We start from the raw sequence: 18610 nt of genomic DNA on the forward strand, positions 1-18610 counted from the left end.
GGCGGCAGGCAAGACAAGGGCGATGCGGCAAATTAGAGAAATTAGGAAAAATCCAGCGCGCTTTTCCTTTGGAAATGCGCAAGCACTTTAGTTAAGCATGCCGATGCTTGCGTTGAGCACCGTCGCAAAGGCGACCCATACGGCATAGGGTACGAAAAGCCACATTGATATGCGGTCACGACGATAGGAAAGCGCTATAAAGGCGACGATGCTGATCAGCATCGGGATGATGACAATCAATGCGCCAGCCGGACTTTGCATGCCGAAAAAGATCGGCGACCACAGAAAGTTCAGTACCATCTGGGTGAACCAGAGCCGCATGCGCGTTCCCATCGGCCTGCGAATCCATGTCCGCGCGCCAGCAACGCCGATCAGCACGTAAAGCGCGGTCCAGACAGGCCCGAAAATCCAGTTGGGCGGATTGAAGAAAGGCTTCTGCAGCGATTGATACCATTCGCCGGGTACATTGTTGACGCCGATCAACGCCCCTACGGCAACAACGACAACCACAAAGACAATATAGATCGCAAGATTTCTCATAATCGGTCCAATGCGCCGGCTGGGCTTTTGTTCCCCTGTTTTTTCAATATTTTAGCTGGATAGCCGCACGATGTGCTGGTCCCATGCCACATCGCTGCGCCGGGTTCCGAAAAACCCCTGATAGGACGAAACCGCGATGCCTCTTAAGGCGGGCGCAACACCTGCCGCGTCCCGCACTGTCGTCTCGGAAACCACGCGCCCGGTTTTTGCATCCAGCGTCACGGCGGCGTTGCCGTTGGGCGAGGTCAGGCCAACCAGCTGATCGCGTCGGTTGACGGCGATGGCACCCACATAATTGGCAAGGCGGACCGTTGTTTCTTCCGGTAGATCCACAAAGGTTACTTCCTCACCCCTAGAGAAATGGCCGACAAGTGGCGGAAGATCGTTGCGCGGTCCTTCATACTGGCAGGCGAACCAGATGCGTCCGTCATCCCCGATATCGACATGACGTGTGGATAGCTGCCGCAGTCCGTTCGGCATCGCGTGTTTCTGAATCAAATGGCCGGTTGCTGCGTCCAGCAGCACGAGAGAAGGTTGCATCCTGTCGACGTTGAGCTTGGTGCGGCCGAAATCCGGATGGGTTTCGATACCACCATTTGCGATGATGATCGTTCGCCCGTCGTCGCTCACCGTCATGTCATGCGTGCCGACGCCATGCGCGTCATATTCGCCGATGCGTATGAAGCCGTTTCTGGCGTCATAGAGCCCGATAACGCCACGATTGCCGTCGAAGTCGTTTTCGCTGGCATAGAGGATCGACCCATCTGGCGAAAACTGTCCATGACCGTAGAAATGGCGGTTTTCCGGCGTGTGCATCACGATCGGTTCGCGATGCCCCCCGGGGTCGAAGGCCATAAAGAATGTCCCCGGCCGGCGGGCAAAGGCCACGGTTACGCCGGTCGCGTGGCTCGTCGCCATTCCATGGGCACGGGCAGGAAGCGTGACGCGGTCGATGATCTCGCCGCGCTCGCTCACCGTCGCAATGCCGTAGGACCCGTCACGGGCGCGGAAGGCAGACGCAAAGACCGCATCTGTCCGCTCAAGCGCATAAAGTGAACGGGGAGCCAAGGCGGTGAGGAAGGAAACTCCCGCCGCTTTGATGAAGCTGCGCCGATCTATCAGTGTCCGCCTGGTGCCGGAGATCATCGGCTCAATCCCCATCGGCGAAAGAGAAGCCGGAACTGAGGCCAATCGCGCCGCCATATTGATCGTTTAACCGGTAGATAAGGTCTTTGCCGTTCAGCAGAAGATAATCCACCTTCGCGCGCTGATCGTCCTGATCCAGCGCCTTTTGCACATCTGCATCGATCGTCCCGGCCACGCGGATCATCGATTTGGCGATGAAGTCGATGGAATTTACGATGGAGCGTTGGTCGGGGGGGACGAGTTCGGCCATATCGGCGGTATGCAGCAGTGTCTGAATGGCCTTGATGTTTGCGGAGATGCTTCTCCATGTGAGGCCAGACCGCCAGTAAATGGCGGTGCGGGGAAACGTCGCCTTGTCCGGCCCCTTGTAAAAGGTCTCGATCCGCTGGTCGCGGATCGCCTCGGCGCCGTGCACCAGAATGCCGAGCAGGGCAACCAGCGCCTCTCGTTCGTCGCGGAAGACGGGGTTATCAGGCCCCGGCTGCGTCCAGTTTTTCTGTGCGCCATCGGCCGCGTTCCAGCTATCGGAAAGCTCTGCCGCGACATCGGCGATATTGCCGGCAATGGCGGCTCCGAAACGGCAGCGGAAATCGCCCTTCTTATCAAGAAGTTCGTTCGCGCCGGTGCCGTAGAGAATGAATTCCAGGGCGCCCAGCCCCTGTGCGGCAACGCTCTTGCCACTCAGGCCTTCGGCGGTTGTAACGCTTTCATCCTTGTCGGAAAGGTAACGCTGAACCTGTTTCAGCCCGAGCCCCTTCTTGTCGGGATAATAAAGGACGCGCTCGAAACGGTTCTGTTCGATGACAGGGCCGACACGCACGATCTCGATGGTCGACCAGCTTGAGACGGTATCGGCAAACGCGTCCTTCGCCGTCTTCTCCGTCGTAGCAGAAGGCGCCGCGCAGAAAGCCTTCATGCTGTCCTCCAGCGTCTCTGCCGAGCGTCGGAAGTGGTCGTAGCCGGGTCGGATGAAGCCGTTCACTGCCTTTTCCATGACGCCGCGCACCTGTGCGGGGTTGAGCGGTGGCGGCGGCATCAGTTCCACATCCTGGGCCATGGCCGGCTGTGTGGTCAAAAGCATCAGCATGGATATGAGGCCGGAGATTTTTCGCATGGCTTTTTTCATTAAAGAGACTCCAGAAAGGCCAGCAAAGCCTGCCGGTCGGATTTTTTCAAGACGGCAAAGGCGTCGCGCGCTTTCTGCCCTTCGCCGCCATGCCATAATATCGCTTCCGTCACGCTGCGTGCGCGCCCGTCATGTAGGTAAAAACCATTGCCATTCACGCGTTCTGTCAGACCTATGCCCCAGAGAGGCTGGGTCCGCCAGTGTCGTCCGCTTGCTTCGCCCACCTGTTGGCCATCGGCAAGCTCCTTCCCCATGTCATGCAGCAGAAAATCGGAATAGGGCCAGATAAGCTGAAACGCATGCATCGGATCGGCGGCATCGCGTCGGGTGACGAATTTTGGGGTGTGGCAGGCCGTGCAGCCCGAGGCGTAAAAGAGTTGCTTGCCCCGCAGCACCATCGGCTCACCGACATCACGCCGTTGCGGCACGGCGAGGTTTTCAGTGTAGAAGGTCACGAGATCGAGAACCTGATCCGGCGCCTCCACTGGCCCGAGCCGCGGTTGCACGCCCGTTGGCATGGCGAGACATTTTTTCTGCCTGTCGGTACAGTCGCCATAGGCATTCGGCGCATCCGGTGTGGAGATGCCGATATCGTGGGAGAAAGCGCTTGCGCTCTGGTCGCGTACGCTCGCGTTCTGAGCTTTCCAACCAAACCTCCCGATTTTCGTTTCGCCGGTGCGATGATCCTTGACCCAAGCGGGACGCCCTTGAATGCCGTCCCCATTCTTGTCGTCCGGATCGGCGTTGGCCAGAATATCGGTGTCGCTGATAGCTTCTATCAAGCCAAGCCCAAGGGTCGGCATGGCAATGCGTGCTGACAGCGAAGTATCGGCGCCGAGCGGGCCATATTTCAACTCTGCCACGGCATAATCAGGCTGGCGCAACGTCACCATCTCGCCATCCGCCAGGGACACCCGCTTTTCCGTATAGGTGATGACAGCCTTGCCCTCGGCCTCAAGGCCGGGAATGGCAAGATTCTGAAGCTGACGTCCATAAGTGGCGTCAGGAAAGTTCAACACTTCATGGCGCGCGATCGCCGTCCGTTCCGCCTCGTCTCGAGCCGGCCTTGCCAGCCGTAGAAACAGGGAGACGGCGTCTTCGCCGGCAAGAGGCGGACGGCCCCTGCCATCCTTCACATGGCACGTCTGGCAGGATCGGGCGTTGAAGAGCGGCCCCAAACCGTCTGAAGCCTGCGTGGAAGAAGGAGAAGAGACCCACAATTTCTGAAACAGCGCGTTGCCGAGCTTAAAATCCTGCCTCCGCTTCGGGGGCATGGTGGCTGACGGATGGGAAAACGCGTTGCTGTCAGTTCTGTTGGTATTGGTCGACGCCCCGCCAGACATGGCCTCGAAAGGCTCCGGGTCGGTAAAATCGATCGCCGGAGCGGTTACGGCAAGAACGCGGTTTCTGTCATTTTCCGTCAGATCGTCACGCAAGGATGCGGCAAGCGTCGCCGTCGCCAAAAGACAGGCTGCCCCGGCGAATAAGAACGGCCTACGGATCGGCGACAGAGACATTTCCATGAAAGTCAAACGCGTGCGGGGAGGAACAGGCCGCAGTCTCCCTGCGGCCCGTTCTTGCCGTTTATTTGAAAACGGCGTTCGGATTATCGAGGCTGTCGGATCCTTCGAGGTCGATCTTGCCGAGATCGAGCGCTGCAATGACGCGTTCGACCGACTTCGTCTGGTCGAGGAGGCCATCGATGGCGGCCTGAACCACGGCGTTGCCTTCCTTGTTGCCCTCGCCAATCATCTGATCGTAGGCCTCAACCGTCTGAGCGCGCTTTTCCATCGCGTGCATGGCATTGAGCGTCTTGTCCAGCTTCGCCAGCATCTCGTCGTTCAACGCCTTGTCTTTGGCGCCGACCAGTTCCGAGAGCGACGCGCCAGTCATCTTCGTTCCGTCCACACGGGTATAGTCGCCGGTATAGGCCGAGGCGATGCCGATCGCGTCGTTGAGATGCGAATTATAGGTATTGTCGGAGAAGCAATCATGCTCCTCTTCCGGATCGTGCAGCAAAAGGCCAAGTTTCATGCGTTCGCCGGCCAATTCACCATAGGAGAGCGAGCCCATGCCGGTGAGAATGGCGGTGAGGCCTGCCTTCGGATCGCCTTCCAGCGTTTTGGTTGCTTCGCCTTCCGGCGCCCAGGCGTCGACCATCTCCTGCAGATCCTTGATCAGCAGGGTGGAGGCGGATTTCAGATAATCGGCACGGCGATCGCAATTGCCGTTCGTGCATTTCGCCTTGTCGTAATCGGTGTAAGGGCGGTTGCCTGCGCCCGGCCCGGTGCCGTTCAGATCCTGGCCCCAGAGCAGGAATTCGATGGCGTGGTAACCGGTCGTCACATTGGCTTCGACATCGCCCGCCTCGTGCAGGCTTTCGATGAGTTCCGGGGTGATCTTGGAGGCGTCGACCTCTTCACCACTGATCTTGATCTTCGGGTTGGCGATGATATTCGCAACATAAAGCTCGTTTTCGTCGCTTTCCGTACCATAGGCACCGTCGACGTAGTCGATCAGGCCTTCGTCCAGCGGCCAGGCGTTCACCTTGCCTTCCCAATCGTCAACGATCGGGTTGCCGAAACGATAGACTTCCGACTGTTGATAGGGAACACGTGCCTTGATCCAGGCTTCCCGCGCGGCCTTTAGCGATTCTTCGCTCGGTGTGGCGATCAATGCGTCGACGGCCTTATCCAGCGCCTTCGCTGTGATCAGCGAATCCTCGTATTTCGCATGTGCGACATCAGCATAGTGCTTGACAACAGCGGCCGCGTCGGTGGCAGCCTTTGCAGGAACCGCGATGAAAGCCGCCGATGCGGCAAGAAGCGCGAAAGAAGCGCTGAGAATGGTTTTGCGGATCATGATCCCTCTCCTTGAGCAGGCATGAAATAACTTCACGCTGCGGCAAGCGAGTTCTGACCCAATCACAAACTTGTGTCAAACATTCTAGTTTAGAATGCTTTGAAACAAGCCCGTGCTGTATTTCCCAGGTAAAATCCCTGGATGCAAAATGCTTTTATGCTCTGCGTTTCATCAGGCAGAAGAAGAAACCGTCCGTATCTGTGGTTGCAGGCGTGAGCGTCACTGTCTTGCCGTCGGAAGAATGTGGTTTGCTGGCATTGCTGCCGAAAGTCGTTTGCCACCGCTCCAACGCCGAACCAATGGCAAAATCTGGATTTTGCTCGCAGAAACGACGGACCTGCTGTTCGTTTTCTTCGGGAAGCACCGAACAGGTTACATAGAGCAGCTCTCCGCCCGGGCGCACGAATCCCTTGGCCTGCGAAAGTGCCTCGCCCTGCTGTTGCACGCGCTCTTCCAGATTGCGCGCGGTCAGCCGCCATTTGGTGTCGGGGCGCCGCCGCCATGTTCCGGTTCCGGTGCAGGGGGCATCGACGAGAACGCGGTCGAATTTTTCCTGAAACGGCGTGAGGCCCGATGGACGGTCATGAACCTGCACATTACGCGTGCCAGCCCGCTTCAGCCGTTCGATGATCGGCGCGAGGCGCTTGCGGTCGGCGTCGAAGGCGTGGACCTGACCCTTGTTGTTCATGCTGGCAGCCATGGCCAGCGTCTTGCCGCCGCCGCCTGCGCAATAATCGAGGATCTGATCACCCTCATGCGCGCCGGCGAGATCGGCGACGATCTGCGACCCCTCGTCCTGCACTTCGAACCAGCCCTTCTGAAAGGAGAGTTCGGCGGTGACGTTCGGCAGGCGGGATGGGCCTTCGCCTGCGGCAATGCGAACACCCTGACGGGCGATGTGCGTGGCCTCCGCGCCGCTTTCCTCAAGAACCTTCAAAACCTTTTCACGGGTCGCCTTCAAGGTGTTGGCACGCAGATCGAGAGTAGGGCGCTCATTGAGCGCCTGAGCCTCAGTCAGCCAGCGCTCCCCGAATGCGGTCTCGAAGGAAGATTGCACCCAATCGGGAATGTCGCCCTGAACATGGGCCGGCGCCTCGGCAAGGGAACGGGAGAGAAATGCCTGCTGTCTTTCAGCGTCCGGTGCGGCAGGCGCGAATTTGTCACCATCGAATTCCGCTGCCAGTTCCGTGAAGCTCTTGCCCCATTGACGCAACAGAACAGCGTAGCCGAGTGAGGTGGCGCTGTCGTCATCCATCAGCCAGGCGTGCGACAGTTTCATGCGCAACGCATCATAGACGATGTTGCCGATCGCGGCCCTGTCGCCCGACCCGGCGAAACGATGGGCAAGGCCCCAGTCCTTCAGAGCATCGGCGACGGGACGTCTGCGTCCCTCAATATCCGCCAATACTTCGATTGCTCCGGCCAAACGCCCGCCTAATCGCATTGTCTACCTCGTTTTCCTGATAAGTCCGGTTGGTAGACGCGAATGGCGGCGAGGGCAAGGCTCAATCGGCTTTGACGACCTCGTAGCAGACCTTGGCAGTGCCGGAGTTGATCATGCCGATGTTTTTGGCCGCAGCCTTGGAAAGATCGAGAACGCGACCCTTGATAAATGGCCCGCGGTCATTGATGCGAACGACAACGGCCTTGCCGTTGCGCGCGTTGGTAACCTTGACCTTGGTGCCGAACCGCAGGGAGCGGTGAGCGGCGGTCAGGTTGGCGGCGTTCATACGCTCGCCAGAAGCAGTCTTGGAGGTCAACGCATACCACGATGCGCCTCCACAACCATTTGCCGCATTCGCCTGAAGAGGCGCGATGATGGAACAGGCGGCGATAGTTGCAGCGGTGAAAGTTATACGACGGATATTCAAAACAGTGCTTCCCTGAAAATCGGCCCCGCGCCGATTGATTGTGCCCTTGCTAAACGGCCATGAACTGGCCTGAACGCCTTTTGATGCGAGATTGTAGGGCGAGGGAAAAATGGCGAAAAAAAGCTGATCTCAAATCACGAACTGTTACAGACTGTAACATTCGTGATCATCGGCCGGAAGCTGCCATTGCCGCGCCCGTTTGAAGAAGCGGAAAAAATAACGCAGAATCAATGCTCAATGGAAATGCTGTTGCAAGTCACGGCTTCGTGAATCCACTTCACGAAATGTGAGTGAAATATTTTTCTAATGACTACGATTTTAGTCATTTCGGCTTGGTTAATAAAATCCTAATTGGCTGAAATAAGACGAAAACCATCCGCAAAAGCGGGATTGGAAGGATTTTTCATCGCTTTTGGAGATGGCATTTTTCAGCATCGCCAGAGGCCGTTTTCCCATAATTGTCGAAGCGAGACCCTGTACTCCGGGAAGCGAAAATCGAAGCCCAGATCGCGAATTCTGGCGTTGGAAACGCGCTTGTTCTCGCCATAAAAAGAGCGCGCCATCGGTGTTAGATCGGCAGTTTCAAAGGCCTGTTCGGGTGGTGGTTCCACTCCCATCAGCGCTGCGGCGAAGCTTACCACATCCTGCGGGGGGCAGGGTTCATCATCGGTCACGTTGAAGATGCCGCCTTCGTGTTTTTGTGCCAGGAAGGCAACCGCCGCGCCGATATCCTCCACGCGGATGCGATTGAATACCTGGTCCTTCTTCACCAGCCGCCGCGCCGTTCCCTTCTCGAAATTCATGAAAGCATTGCGCCCCGGGCCATAAATTCCGGATAGACGCAGGATGGAAAGCGGCGCGTCGGCGTCGCGGGCCGCTTCAGTCCATGCGGCCTCAGCCGCTACCCGCTCAACAGAACGTGGGGAAACGGGGCGGCAGGGTGTTGTCTCGTCCACCCAAGCGCCGCCGTGGTCGCCATAAACACCCACGGTAGAAAGATAAGCGATCCATGCCAGATTGGGCAGGAGCTTTTTCAAGTCGCCGCCCAGAAGCGGAAGCAGAGGATCGCCATCCTTGCCCGGCGCGACGGATTGTATGAGATGCGTGACATTGCCCATCGCAGCGACGAGCTCATCATTGAGCTGGACGCCGTCAAAGAGCAAGGGCGTCATGTGTGCGCTGGCGAGGCCAGAGAATTTGTCCTGACTGCGCGTGGTGCCGGAGATCCCTGCTGCTTGGGATTTCAGCGCGTTGGCAATGGCTTTCCCCGAATAACCCGCGCCAAAAATCATCACATGCATGGTTCACGCCTCTGCCAATTGCCATTCCATTTCCGCCTCCGGATCAGTCTCCGGTGCGCGCGTGGCAGAGTATGTACGGAATTCCTGCCTGTCCATAAGCCGCGATAAAGCCCACGCGGCCATGCCGCGTACCTCCGGCGAAGGGTCCATTTCGGCAAGAGCCTTGCATCGTTCCACGAACTGCCGGTTTCCGGAGTTGCCGGCCGCAATCAGCACATTGCGGATAAATCGGCTACGGCCGATGCGTTTGACGGGAGAGCCACTGAAAAAGCTGCGGAAGGCAGCATCATCCAATGTCAGGAGGAAATCGATGGACGGTTCTTTCAGATCCTCGCGCGCCTGCAATTTCATTTCCGAGGCGCTGGCCGCGAACTTGTTCCATGGGCAGGCGGCGAGGCAATCGTCACAGCCGTAGATGCGATTGCCCATCATCGGCCGGAACTCATGCGGAATTGGCCCCTTGTGTTCGATGGTGAGATAGGAGATGCAGCGACGGGCGTCGAGTTGATAGGGGGCGGGAAAGGCCGCCGTTGGACAGGCATCAAGACAGGCCCGGCAGGAGCCGCAATGATCCTTCTCCGCCTCATCGAGACAGAGATCAGCGGTGGTGAACATGCTGCCGAGGAACAGCCAGGAACCATGGCTGCGGCTGACGAGGTTCGTGTGTTTGCCCTGCCAGCCGAGACCGGCGGCGGCGGCGAGCGGTTTTTCCATCACCGGGGCGGTGTCGACGAAGACCTTCACATCCTCGCCGGCGCGTGCGGCAAAGCGCGTGGCGATTTCCTTCAGCCGCCCCTTGATGACGTCGTGGTAATCGCGATTGCGGGCATAGACCGAAATGGCTGCCTTGTCCGGTTTCGAGAGTAGATTGCGTGGGTCTTCGTCGGGACCATAATTGAGGCCGAACATGACGATGGAGCGTACATCGCTCCACAGCGTTTTCGGCTCCGCCCGCCGGGCCTCGGTTTCTTCCATCCACGCCATCGTGCCGTGATAACCTTTGCCGAGAAATTCTCTCAGCCGTTCCGGTGCGAGCGGAATGCTGTCCGGCGCTGTGACGCGACATAGATCGAAGCCAAGCGAAAGGGCTTCCTGACGAATGAAATCCGTCAGTTTGCGCGCGCGTATCCGCTGCTTCTCGTCGGCAACGTCGATGGTAGTCTCTCCTGCGGGTTGTTGCGCGTCATATATAGGCGCAGTCCCGGGCCGCAGCAAATAACCGAAAGGCTGAACTTAAAAGTCCAGATCGGCATAATGGGAGGAGGGGGCGAGGCGCGGAATACGCTCGCTCAGGAACGGCCGGAAGGACGGACGGGATTTCACCCGCTGGTACCATTCCTTGGCGATGGGCGCCTCGAGCCAGTTGATCTCGCCGAGATAATCCAGAACCGAAACCGCGGCTGCGGCGGCAAGATCGGCATAGCTCAGCCGATCACCCGCCAGCCATGTGCGCGAACCGGCCAGCCATTCCAGATACTTTATATGCTGGCGGATATTGTTGCGGGCTGTGCGCAGCAATTTGGAATCCGGCGGGCCGCCGCCTTGCGCGGTCGTCATCTGCAATTTGTAAACACGCTCCCGTACCAGCGGCCGGGTCACGTCATTTTCCATCTTCTGCAGAAACCATTCCGTCAGGCGGCGAATTTCCGCCCGCTGAAACGGGTCTTCCGCCAGAAGACGCCTGTCACGCTTCAAAACCCCATGGGTTTCATCGAGAAATTCCGCAAGCACGTAAGGCCCGCTGAGGGAGCGCATATTGTCGTCGAGATAGACCGGCAGGGTGCCGGCCGGATTGAGCGCCAGAAACTCCCGCCGTCTTTCCCACGGTTGCTCCTCCACGAGATCGGTCTGGAACCCGTATTCCGCAAGGATCAGACGAACGAACCGGGATGCGGTCGACATCGGAGAGTGATAGAGAGTTGGCATCGGTACTCAATTTTTACGATTGGTTGTCATGATCGGCATCTGCCGGAAAACTTTTTCAGTTTCGCTTCATCAAGACGCTATAAGAGCTTGGCTACTTTAAAACAAGTTTAACGCAATTGCCGTCCATTGCCACTTCCCCCTGAAAAGAAGGATTCCCCATGGGTGACCAATCGATCATCAGCGCGCTTCTGCTGGGTATCATCGAGGGTCTGACGGAGTTCATTCCCGTTTCCTCAACGGCGCATGTGCTGCTGGCCGGGCACTTCCTCGGCTTCAAATCACCCGGCAACACCTTTGCGGTTCTCATCCAGCTCGGTGCGATCCTTGCGATACTTCTTGTTTATTTCCAAAAGCTTGTATCGATAGCGCTCGCTCTGCCGACAAGCGCGAAAGCGCGCCGCTTCGTGCTGGCCGTCGCTCTCGCCTTCCTGCCGGCGGCCATCATCGGCGCCTTGGCGCATGACTTCATCAAGACCGTGCTGTTTGAAACGCCCATGCTCATCTGCGTGGTGCTGATCATCGGCGGGGTCATTTTGCTTGCCGTCGACCGCATGCCGCTGAACCCGAAATATACCGACATCATGGATTATCCGCCATCGCTTGCATTCAAGATCGGCCTCTTCCAGTGCCTCGCGATGATTCCCGGCACATCGCGTTCCGGTGCCACGATCGTCGGCTCGTTGCTGATGGGCACGGACAAGCGCTCCGCCGCCGAATTTTCGTTCTTCCTGGCGATGCCGACCATGCTCGGCGCGTTTACGCTCGATCTTTACAAGAACCGCGATGCCCTGAGTTTCGATGACGGCGCTCTGATCGCCGTCGGCTTCATCGCCGCTTTCGTCTCGGGTCTATTTGTCGTTCGCTCGCTCCTGGATTTCGTCTCGCGACGGGGCTTCGCGCCCTTCGCCTGGTGGCGCATCGCCATCGGGTCTCTGGGACTTATCGCGCTTCTGGTCTTGGGCTGAGGCTTTGATTTATATGGTCTGAAAAAGAAAAAGCGCCCCGGAAAACCGGCGGCGCTTTTTTTTAAAACTTCTAAAGGCTGGTCAGTTGGTGCTGATCGAAGCCGTCGCGCAGGGGTCCACGCCATAAGCCGGAGCACAACCGCTCTTGCCCGCTGCAACCGTGCCCGGTGCCATGAATGAACCCGCCAGAACCACCAAAGCCGCACACGCAAAAAAGAGTGCGATAGATCTGCCCATTTTATGATTGCCTTTCAGACGTTCGTTCGCGCGGATCGTGCCGCCGTGTGTGAATTGAGGGTTCGGGATATGTTTGGAATGTGGCGAATATCAATAAAGCAGCTTGTTGAATACCGGGTTAATGCGAAGTCTTTTCCACAGTTGCGCTTGTGCCACGCTTGCCTGCGGAGACCTTTCCGCCGTTAACCTTTTCCAGCGGCTCGCCCGCTCCGATATTGATGTCGTCTCCTTCCCGTTATCGAAGGAGAAATGCACCGAAAGCGGTTTGGTTGCGATGAAGAATGCACAAAAAAAGCGGGAACAAGTCCCGCCTTTCAAGTAGGTGCTGCATGGCGGCAGAACTCAGGCCGCCTTGCCCGCATTCGAGAACTGGCCGTGCGGGCGATATTGCACCATGTAGGACGGCAGAACAGACGCAACACGAACGGGCGTAATGCCGATGCCTTCCAGCGTCAGGCCGTTTTTTTCCGCCTCAGCGGAAACGACGTTGTCTTTTTTCAGCATGGTCACCTGATCGGATGTCAGCGGTGGCGTGATCAGCGGCACCATCGAAGCAACCTTGCCGATCATTGAGGCGACGCCGAAAGGCAGATTGACGAACGGACGTTCGCGATAGGTGGCGGCAAGAACGGCCTCAAGACAGTCGCGGAACGTCATCACATCCTGGCCGCCGAGCTCATGGATGGCGCCGGGTTTCAGCTTGCCGTCAACGCTACGGGCGACGGCCTCCGCGACATCCTCGACATAAACCGGCTGGAACCTGGTTTTTCCGCCACCGATCAACGGCAGGAAGGGCATGCCGCGGGCCATCTTCGCGAACTTGTTGAAGAAATCATCTTCCGGTCCGAAAATGATCGAAGGACGCAGGATAACGGCGGCGGGCAGAACGGAATGGATAGCAGCTTCGGCGCGGCCCTTGGTGCGGCCGTAACCCGTGGGCGAACTGGCTTCCGCGCCGATGGCGGAAATATGCGTCAGCGTGGCGCCGGCATCGCGGGCGGCCTCGGCGATGGCTTTCGCGCCGAATTCCTGCACGGCGTCAAAGGTGTTGCGGCCACTTTCGGTCAGGATGCCGACGCAATTGACCACATGATCCGCATCTTCCACGGCTTTGACGATGGAATCGCGGTAACGCAGGTTGGCCTGCGCAAAGGAAATCTGGCCGACATTGCCAAGCGGCTGCAAAAAGCCGGCGAGATCGGGTCGGCGCACGGCGACACGAATGCGATAACCGCGCTTGGCGAGCAGTCTCACCACATGCCGCCCGACAAAACCCGAACCGCCGAATACGGTGACGAGGGGTGGAAGGTTGGCCAAGGTCATGGGAGGCTCCTCAGAAGCTGTCGATAAAGCGTTTTTCAGTCTCTTAGCCCAAAGCCGCGCGCACGGGAAGAGATGTTCTCGCCGGGAAGAGGCGGGTTTGGGACATAGGGTTGACGACGGTCAAATTCCCTCGACGATCACCATTTCCGCATCCGCGACTTCCTGGCGGATTTTGGCGGCTGCCTGGTATTCTGGGGAATTATAGCAATCGATGGCGTGTTGCACCGAAGGAAACTCGATGACGACGTTGCGCGCCCGTGCCTTGCCCTCAAGCTCGGTCAAAGCACCGCCTCGAGCGAGGAAATTTGCACCGAACCGCTCGAAGGCGGGTTTTGCCGTTGAGACGTAGTCCTTGTAACGCTCGCTGTCGCGAACATCGACGCGGGCGATCCAATATCCCTTTGCCATTTCATCTCCTCCCGTCGTCATTATTGATTGGCTGGAAAGCTGGCGCGCAGCATGTCATCGAGAATGGCGCGGGCCGCCGCTTTCGGATCTTCCGCCCTGACGATCGGTCGGGCGACGACCAGGTGGCTCGAACCAGCCTTGATGGCGTCGTAAGGCGTCATCACCCGTTTCTGATCGCCGAGATCGGCGCCCGCGGGGCGAATGCCAGGGGTAACGACGGCAAGATCGGGGCCGAGGATTTCGCGCACGGCGGTCGATTCTTCCGCCGAGCAGACGATGCCGCCCATGCCCGCCTCGCGCGCCTGTTCCGCGCGGCGCAGCACCAGCGAACGGGCATCCGCGGCGTAACCGGCTTCGGCCAGATCGCTGTCATCCATCGACGTCAGCACCGTGACACCGAGCAGGCAGAGGCCGGAACCTTCCGCTGCCTTGACGGCAGCACGCATGGCTTTGGGATATGCATGCAGCGTCAGCATCGACATGCCCATCCGGGCGATGTTTTCGACACCGGAGGCGACGGTGTTGTCGATATCGAGCAGCTTCATGTCGAGGAAGACCTTCTTGCCGCTTTGGACAAGGTCGCGCGCGAATTCCAGACCGCCGGCGAAGACGAGCTGATAACCGATCTTGTAGAAAAGAACCTCGTCGCCGATTTTTGAAACGATGTCTTCGGCCTGCTGCACAGTCGGAACATCGAGCCCGACGATGAGTTTTTCGCGCGCGGTCATTGTCTTATCCCTGCCATGTTTCCATTGCCGTCCAGTCGCATGCGGGGGAGGCGGCTGCAAGTGAAAAGTCGGCGATGGAGAAGCGAAAGAGATTGCCGCCGCCGGGTGGCTGGTCCTCGCTGCGGCTGATGCGGCGGCCTTCTATATGGCATTTCAGAAGTGTGCCCACACCGCCATGGCCGACAAAGGCGATAGGCCGCTGTGTATCGTGCCGGTCAAGAATAGCTCTGACGGCATTGACAATCCGCGCCTGCGCATCGATTGCCCGCTCCCAGCCGCGAAAACTTTCCTGCGGGTGAGCGAAGAACCAGTCCGCCGCCTTCTCGAATTCCGGTGGCGTCAGGAAACCGATGGAGGACCGGTCGTTTTCATGCATCTCCTCGACGATTTCTATCTCCGCTCCGGATGTCTCGGCAAGGATACGGGCGGTTTCAATCGCCTTCGTCTCGGCGCTGCAAACGATATGGCGCAATGCCAGCGCCCAAGACAGGCGGCCTGCCTCTCGCGCCCGCTCGGCACCTCTTTCCGAAAGCCCCCATTGAGGAACGGGAACAGCCGGATCTATTCTGACCTGGGGGTGGGTAATGTAGAGAGCATGCACGGCAATCGGTCCCCAAAAGGCCATGGAAAGGGCATCGACACCCTAACCATGCGCTACGACCGGGAAATGACGGATTTTCTCGATCTGCCGGACGTCAGGCCCGAGTATAGGTCCACAGTTGCGCCGGCGGAATATTGCGCACGATGAAATCGAAATGACGAATGTGGTAAAGATGCGGCTGTGCGACGATCGGCGAGATCGGGCCGTAGGATATCTGCACCACGGGGCGGCCATGCGGCACGCGCTTCAGCAATTCGTCGAGAAGCTTGATGCGGGCGGCCATCGGAAAATTCAGCATGGGCACGGCTGAAATGACACTGTCGAACATCTGATGCCCGTGTTCGCCGAGCGTTGCATCAAGATCGAAGGCATCCCCATTGACGAAGTTGACGCCGGGGTAGCTTTTGAGCAGCTGATTATAGAAATCGGTCGAATATTCGATGGCGGTCAAATTCTCCGGCTTGATGCCGCGCGCCAGGATGGCCTTGGTGATGACACCCGTGCCTGGGCCGAGTTCAAGAACCGGGAGGCCGGAATGGGGATTGATGACACTCGCCATCTTTTTCGCTGTGATGGCCGATGTCGGTACGATGGCGCCGACTTTTTTCGGCTGGCTGACCATGCCCTTGAAAAAGCGGATTTCTTCCTCGAATTTCTGTTCAAGGCGTTGCTTCAGGTTAAGTGCCATAATTCCCCTCAGATGCATTTGGTCATTGTCAAAAAACTGTTACGCAATGTTGATCCCATTTGGCGCAAAAACAAGGCAAAATGTCGTAACTGGGAAAATTCGCCTCTGGGCCCAAGGTGGCGATAATCGAATCAAAAAACGCCGGCGGAGCGATCCACCGGCGTTTTTGTTGAAATGGAAAGGAATCAGCGTACTCACACGCGCATCGGCATCAAAACATACAGGGCATCGTCGCCGGCGGTGTCACGAACCAGCGTCGGCGACCCTGCATCTGCCAGAAGGAAAATCGCGTCGTCACCGGAAAGCTGTGAGGTGATGTCGAGCAGATATTTCGCGTTGAAGCCGATTTCCATCGAATCATTGTCATAGCCGACGGCAACTTCTTCCGTCGCGCTGCCCGAATCGGGATTGTTGACGGTAAGAGTGAGCTGTCCATTGGTGAGGGCGAGTTTCACGGCGCGGCCACGTTCGGACGAAATGGTCGAAACGCGATCGACAGCCTGGGCGAAAGACTGGCAGTCGACCCGCATTTCCTTGTCGTTGCCGGTGGGGATCACGCGCTGGTAATCCGGGAAAGTCCCATCGATCAGCTTCGAGGTCAGAACGACCGAGCCGATGGTCAGGCGGATTTTCGCATCCGAGACTTCGACGGTGACTTCAAGCTCGGGGTTGTCCATCAGCTTCTGCAATTCGCCGACAGTCTTGCGCGGAATGATGATGCCAGGCATGCCTTCGGAACCGGACGGCGCATCCACATCGGCGCGTGCCAGACGGTGACCATCGGTTGCGACAGCGCGCAGCTTCAGCTCGCCATTGCTTTCGATGGTGTGGAAGAAGATGCCGTTCAGGTAATAGCGTGTCTCTTCCGTCGAAATCGCGAATTGCGTGCGGTCGATCAACATCTTCAGATCGGTCGCCTTCAGCTTGAAGGTGTGGCTGAAGGTGCCGGCGGTCAGGTCAGGGAAATCCGCCTCGGGCAGGCATTGCAGCGAGAACTTCGAGCGGCCGGACGCAACGGTCATGGAGGAACCGTCCGGATTGGTCGCCAAAAGCACCTCGGAACCATCCGGCAGCTTGCGCACGATTTCATAAAGCAGGTGTGCCGGCACGGTGGTGGCGCCCGCCTGCTCCACCATGGCCGGGGTCGCTTCGGTGATTTCGAGATCGAGGTCGGTCGCCTTCATGTCAAGATTGGCGCCGGAAGCGCGCAGCAGAACGTTCGACAGGATCGGGATCGTGTTGCGACGCTCGACGACCCGGTGGACGTGGTTCAGCGATTTCAGAAGGTTCGACCGCTCAAGAGTAATACGCATGGACACTACCGCTTTCAACCGTTGCGAACCGGCCACCGCCGGATCGGCAAGAAGAGTCTTCACCGGCAAATGCCGGATAATGTGGACGGGCAAAATGGCAGAGTTATTGCGGAGAATGCAAGAGCCGAGTTCGTCTGCCGCGGGTCATTTTGCTGCTATACAACATGATCCACAGGCTGGCGCCGCCCGTTGCCCTTGTTCGCCGGTTTTCAATTGCCCATAAAGAGGAATAACTGGAGCGACCGGCCGGAAATGATCGGCAAGAATGATTGGAAGCCGTGTGACGGAAGAAACATCGAAGATTGACGCCAGACAGGCGGTGAAGGAATTCAGGATCGGGGCGGCCACAATTCCCGCGCGTCCGCTGGAGTGCGCGCTTTATCTCGTCGCCACCCCCATCGGCAATCTGGGCGACATCACCATTCGCGCGCTGGAGACGTTGGCTTCTGCTGATGTTCTCGCCTGCGAGGATACCCGCGTCACGCGCATCCTGCTCGAGCGTTACGGTATCCGTACCCGTCCGTTTGCGTATCACGAGCACAATTCGAACGAAGTGGGGCCAAAGCTCATCGCGGCGCTGGAAGCAGGAAAATCCGTGGCGCTGGTGTCGGATGCGGGAACGCCGCTTGTTTCCGATCCCGGTTACCGGCTCGGCCAGCTTGCACTCGAGGCCGGGCATCGCGTCGTGCCGGTGCCGGGCGCCTCGGCGCCGTTAGCCGCGCTGGTCGGTTCGGGCATGCCAAGCGACGCCTTCCTGTTTGCTGGTTTCCTGCCGGTAAAGGACCGCGGTAAGCGCGACCGTTTTGCCGAACTGGCGAAAATCCCCGCGACCCTCATTTTTTTTGAATCACCGCATCGCATCAGCGCTTCCATCAAGGTCGCATCGGAAGTGCTTGGCAGTGAGCGCCGTGCCGTGGTCTGCCGCGAGCTGACCAAGACGTTCGAGGAATTCCGCCGCGGCACGCTCGGTGAGCTTGCGGATTACTATGACGGTGACCGTGTGGTGAAGGGCGAGATCGTGCTTCTGGTGGAGCCGCCTTCCTATGACGAGATTCCCGATATCGAGGATGTCGAGAAACTGCTGAAGGATCTGGTCGCCACCATGCCCGCTGCAAGGGCTGCAGGCGAAGCGGCGAAGCTGACGGGCCTGCCGCGCAAGGAGCTTTATCAAAGGCTGCTGGACATGAAGGAAGCGGATGGCCGCTAACTGGCGAAACGATAAAAGGCGAAAAGCCGAGCGGCGTGGTCATGCTGCGGAATATTGGGCGGCACTTTTTCTGCTGCTGAAGGGATATCGCATTCTCGCCATTCGTTATCGCACCCGGCTGGGGGAGATTGACCTTGTCGCCCGCAAGGCGGACGTCGTCGCGTTTGTGGAGGTCAAGGCCCGGCCGTCCGGCATCAGCGCGATCGATGCCGTCGGCTTTCATTCGCAGCAACGCATCCGGGCGGCTGCGGACCTGTGGCTGGCCCGCCACGGCGATGCCGGGCGGCTTTCACTGCGCTTCGATATCGTCGCCATTCTGCCGCGAGGTCTGCCGCAGCATTTTATCGATGCCTTTTGAAGGGGAGACG

At 58.4% G+C, this 18610-nt stretch carries 19 protein-coding genes; 3 read left to right on the forward strand and 16 right to left on the reverse strand.

From position 1 onward, the window contains the following. Nucleotides 1-87: 87 nt before the first annotated feature. The 10 genes from K7A42_RS16295 to K7A42_RS16340 all read right to left on the reverse strand — a co-directional run bounded on the left by K7A42_RS16295 (nt 88) and on the right by K7A42_RS16340 (nt 10772). Nucleotides 88-540: a TspO/MBR family protein gene (locus tag K7A42_RS16295; RefSeq protein ID WP_004439437.1), complete on the reverse strand. Its 453-nt coding sequence runs from the start codon at nt 538-540 to the stop codon at nt 88-90. Nucleotides 541-591: 51 nt separating this feature from the next. Then, entirely contained in the window at nt 592-1686 is a 1095-nt protein-coding gene (locus K7A42_RS16300; RefSeq protein WP_107340013.1) for a DUF1513 domain-containing protein, read from the reverse strand. A gap of 4 nt (nt 1687-1690) precedes the next feature. Further along, complete coding sequence (locus K7A42_RS16305) at nt 1691-2812, reverse strand: imelysin family protein (RefSeq protein WP_282455557.1); 1122 nt, start codon at nt 2810-2812, stop codon at nt 1691-1693. Further along, nucleotides 2812-4335, reverse strand: a complete 1524-nt coding sequence (locus K7A42_RS16310; protein WP_282455558.1) for a di-heme oxidoredictase family protein — start codon at nt 4333-4335, stop codon at nt 2812-2814. Before K7A42_RS16310 ends, K7A42_RS16305 begins: the two co-directional genes overlap by 1 nt. Before the next feature lie 61 nt (nt 4336-4396). Further along, on the reverse strand, nt 4397-5674 hold the full coding sequence (locus tag K7A42_RS16315) for an imelysin family protein (protein WP_004439448.1): 1278 nt from the start codon (nt 5672-5674) through the stop codon (nt 4397-4399). A 154-nt stretch (nt 5675-5828) separates the two neighbouring features. Then, complete coding sequence (locus tag K7A42_RS16320; protein WP_282455559.1) at nt 5829-7118, reverse strand: RsmB/NOP family class I SAM-dependent RNA methyltransferase; 1290 nt, start codon at nt 7116-7118, stop codon at nt 5829-5831. A 61-nt stretch (nt 7119-7179) separates the two neighbouring features. Next, entirely contained in the window at nt 7180-7545 is a 366-nt protein-coding gene (locus tag K7A42_RS16325; RefSeq protein WP_004439454.1) for a septal ring lytic transglycosylase RlpA family protein, read from the reverse strand. A 428-nt stretch (nt 7546-7973) separates the two neighbouring features. After that, nucleotides 7974-8846 carry an SDR family oxidoreductase gene (locus K7A42_RS16330; RefSeq protein ID WP_282455560.1) on the reverse strand — a complete coding sequence of 291 codons (873 nt, stop codon included), beginning with the start codon at nt 8844-8846 and terminating at the stop codon, nt 7974-7976. Between the two features lie 3 nt (nt 8847-8849). Beyond that, nucleotides 8850-10001, reverse strand: coding sequence for a tRNA epoxyqueuosine(34) reductase QueG (queG, locus tag K7A42_RS16335; RefSeq protein WP_282455627.1), 1152 nt, complete (start codon nt 9999-10001; stop codon nt 8850-8852). 78 nt (nt 10002-10079) lie between these two features. After that, on the reverse strand, nt 10080-10772 hold the full coding sequence (locus K7A42_RS16340) for a glutathione S-transferase family protein (protein WP_006699702.1): 693 nt from the start codon (nt 10770-10772) through the stop codon (nt 10080-10082). A gap of 158 nt (nt 10773-10930) precedes the next feature. Here K7A42_RS16340 and K7A42_RS16345 point away from each other — a divergent pair, with 158 nt between their 5' ends. Then, nucleotides 10931-11737, forward strand: coding sequence for an undecaprenyl-diphosphate phosphatase (locus K7A42_RS16345; protein WP_037089424.1), 807 nt, complete (start codon nt 10931-10933; stop codon nt 11735-11737). 579 nt (nt 11738-12316) lie between these two features. On the opposite strand, the gene K7A42_RS16350 is transcribed toward K7A42_RS16345, so the two are convergent. The 6 genes from K7A42_RS16350 to dnaN all read right to left on the reverse strand — a co-directional run bounded on the left by K7A42_RS16350 (nt 12317) and on the right by dnaN (nt 17035). After that, nucleotides 12317-13297, reverse strand: coding sequence for a complex I NDUFA9 subunit family protein (locus K7A42_RS16350; RefSeq protein ID WP_282455561.1), 981 nt, complete (start codon nt 13295-13297; stop codon nt 12317-12319). A 120-nt stretch (nt 13298-13417) separates the two neighbouring features. Continuing rightward, the gene (locus K7A42_RS16355; RefSeq protein WP_004439466.1) at nt 13418-13705 is read right to left on the reverse strand and encodes a DUF1330 domain-containing protein; all 288 of its coding nucleotides are present in this window, start codon (nt 13703-13705) and stop codon (nt 13418-13420) included. 20 nt (nt 13706-13725) lie between these two features. After that, a complete protein-coding gene (gene pyrF, locus K7A42_RS16360; protein WP_004439469.1) occupies nt 13726-14433 on the reverse strand; it encodes an orotidine-5'-phosphate decarboxylase in 708 nt (235 codons plus the stop codon). A 4-nt stretch (nt 14434-14437) separates the two neighbouring features. Beyond that, nucleotides 14438-15034 carry a histidine phosphatase family protein gene (locus K7A42_RS16365; RefSeq protein ID WP_282455628.1) on the reverse strand — a complete coding sequence of 199 codons (597 nt, stop codon included), beginning with the start codon at nt 15032-15034 and terminating at the stop codon, nt 14438-14440. 94 nt (nt 15035-15128) lie between these two features. After that, nucleotides 15129-15722, reverse strand: coding sequence for a phospholipid N-methyltransferase PmtA (pmtA, locus tag K7A42_RS16370; protein WP_006699699.1), 594 nt, complete (start codon nt 15720-15722; stop codon nt 15129-15131). Nucleotides 15723-15916: 194 nt separating this feature from the next. Next, nucleotides 15917-17035 (reverse strand): DNA polymerase III subunit beta, encoded by a 1119-nt coding sequence (dnaN, locus tag K7A42_RS16375; protein ID WP_006699698.1) that lies wholly within the window; start codon nt 17033-17035, stop codon nt 15917-15919. A 265-nt stretch (nt 17036-17300) separates the two neighbouring features. Here dnaN and rsmI point away from each other — a divergent pair, with 265 nt between their 5' ends. Both rsmI and K7A42_RS16385 read left to right on the forward strand, forming a co-directional pair. Continuing rightward, a complete protein-coding gene (rsmI, locus tag K7A42_RS16380; protein ID WP_137069158.1) occupies nt 17301-18242 on the forward strand; it encodes a 16S rRNA (cytidine(1402)-2'-O)-methyltransferase in 942 nt (313 codons plus the stop codon). Next, a complete protein-coding gene (locus K7A42_RS16385; protein WP_004439484.1) occupies nt 18232-18600 on the forward strand; it encodes a YraN family protein in 369 nt (122 codons plus the stop codon). Before rsmI ends, K7A42_RS16385 begins: the two co-directional genes overlap by 11 nt. Nucleotides 18601-18610 lie beyond the last annotated feature (10 nt).

The organism is Agrobacterium sp. InxBP2, from assembly GCF_026191755.1.
Lineage (GTDB): Bacteria > Pseudomonadota > Alphaproteobacteria > Rhizobiales > Rhizobiaceae > Agrobacterium > Agrobacterium pusense.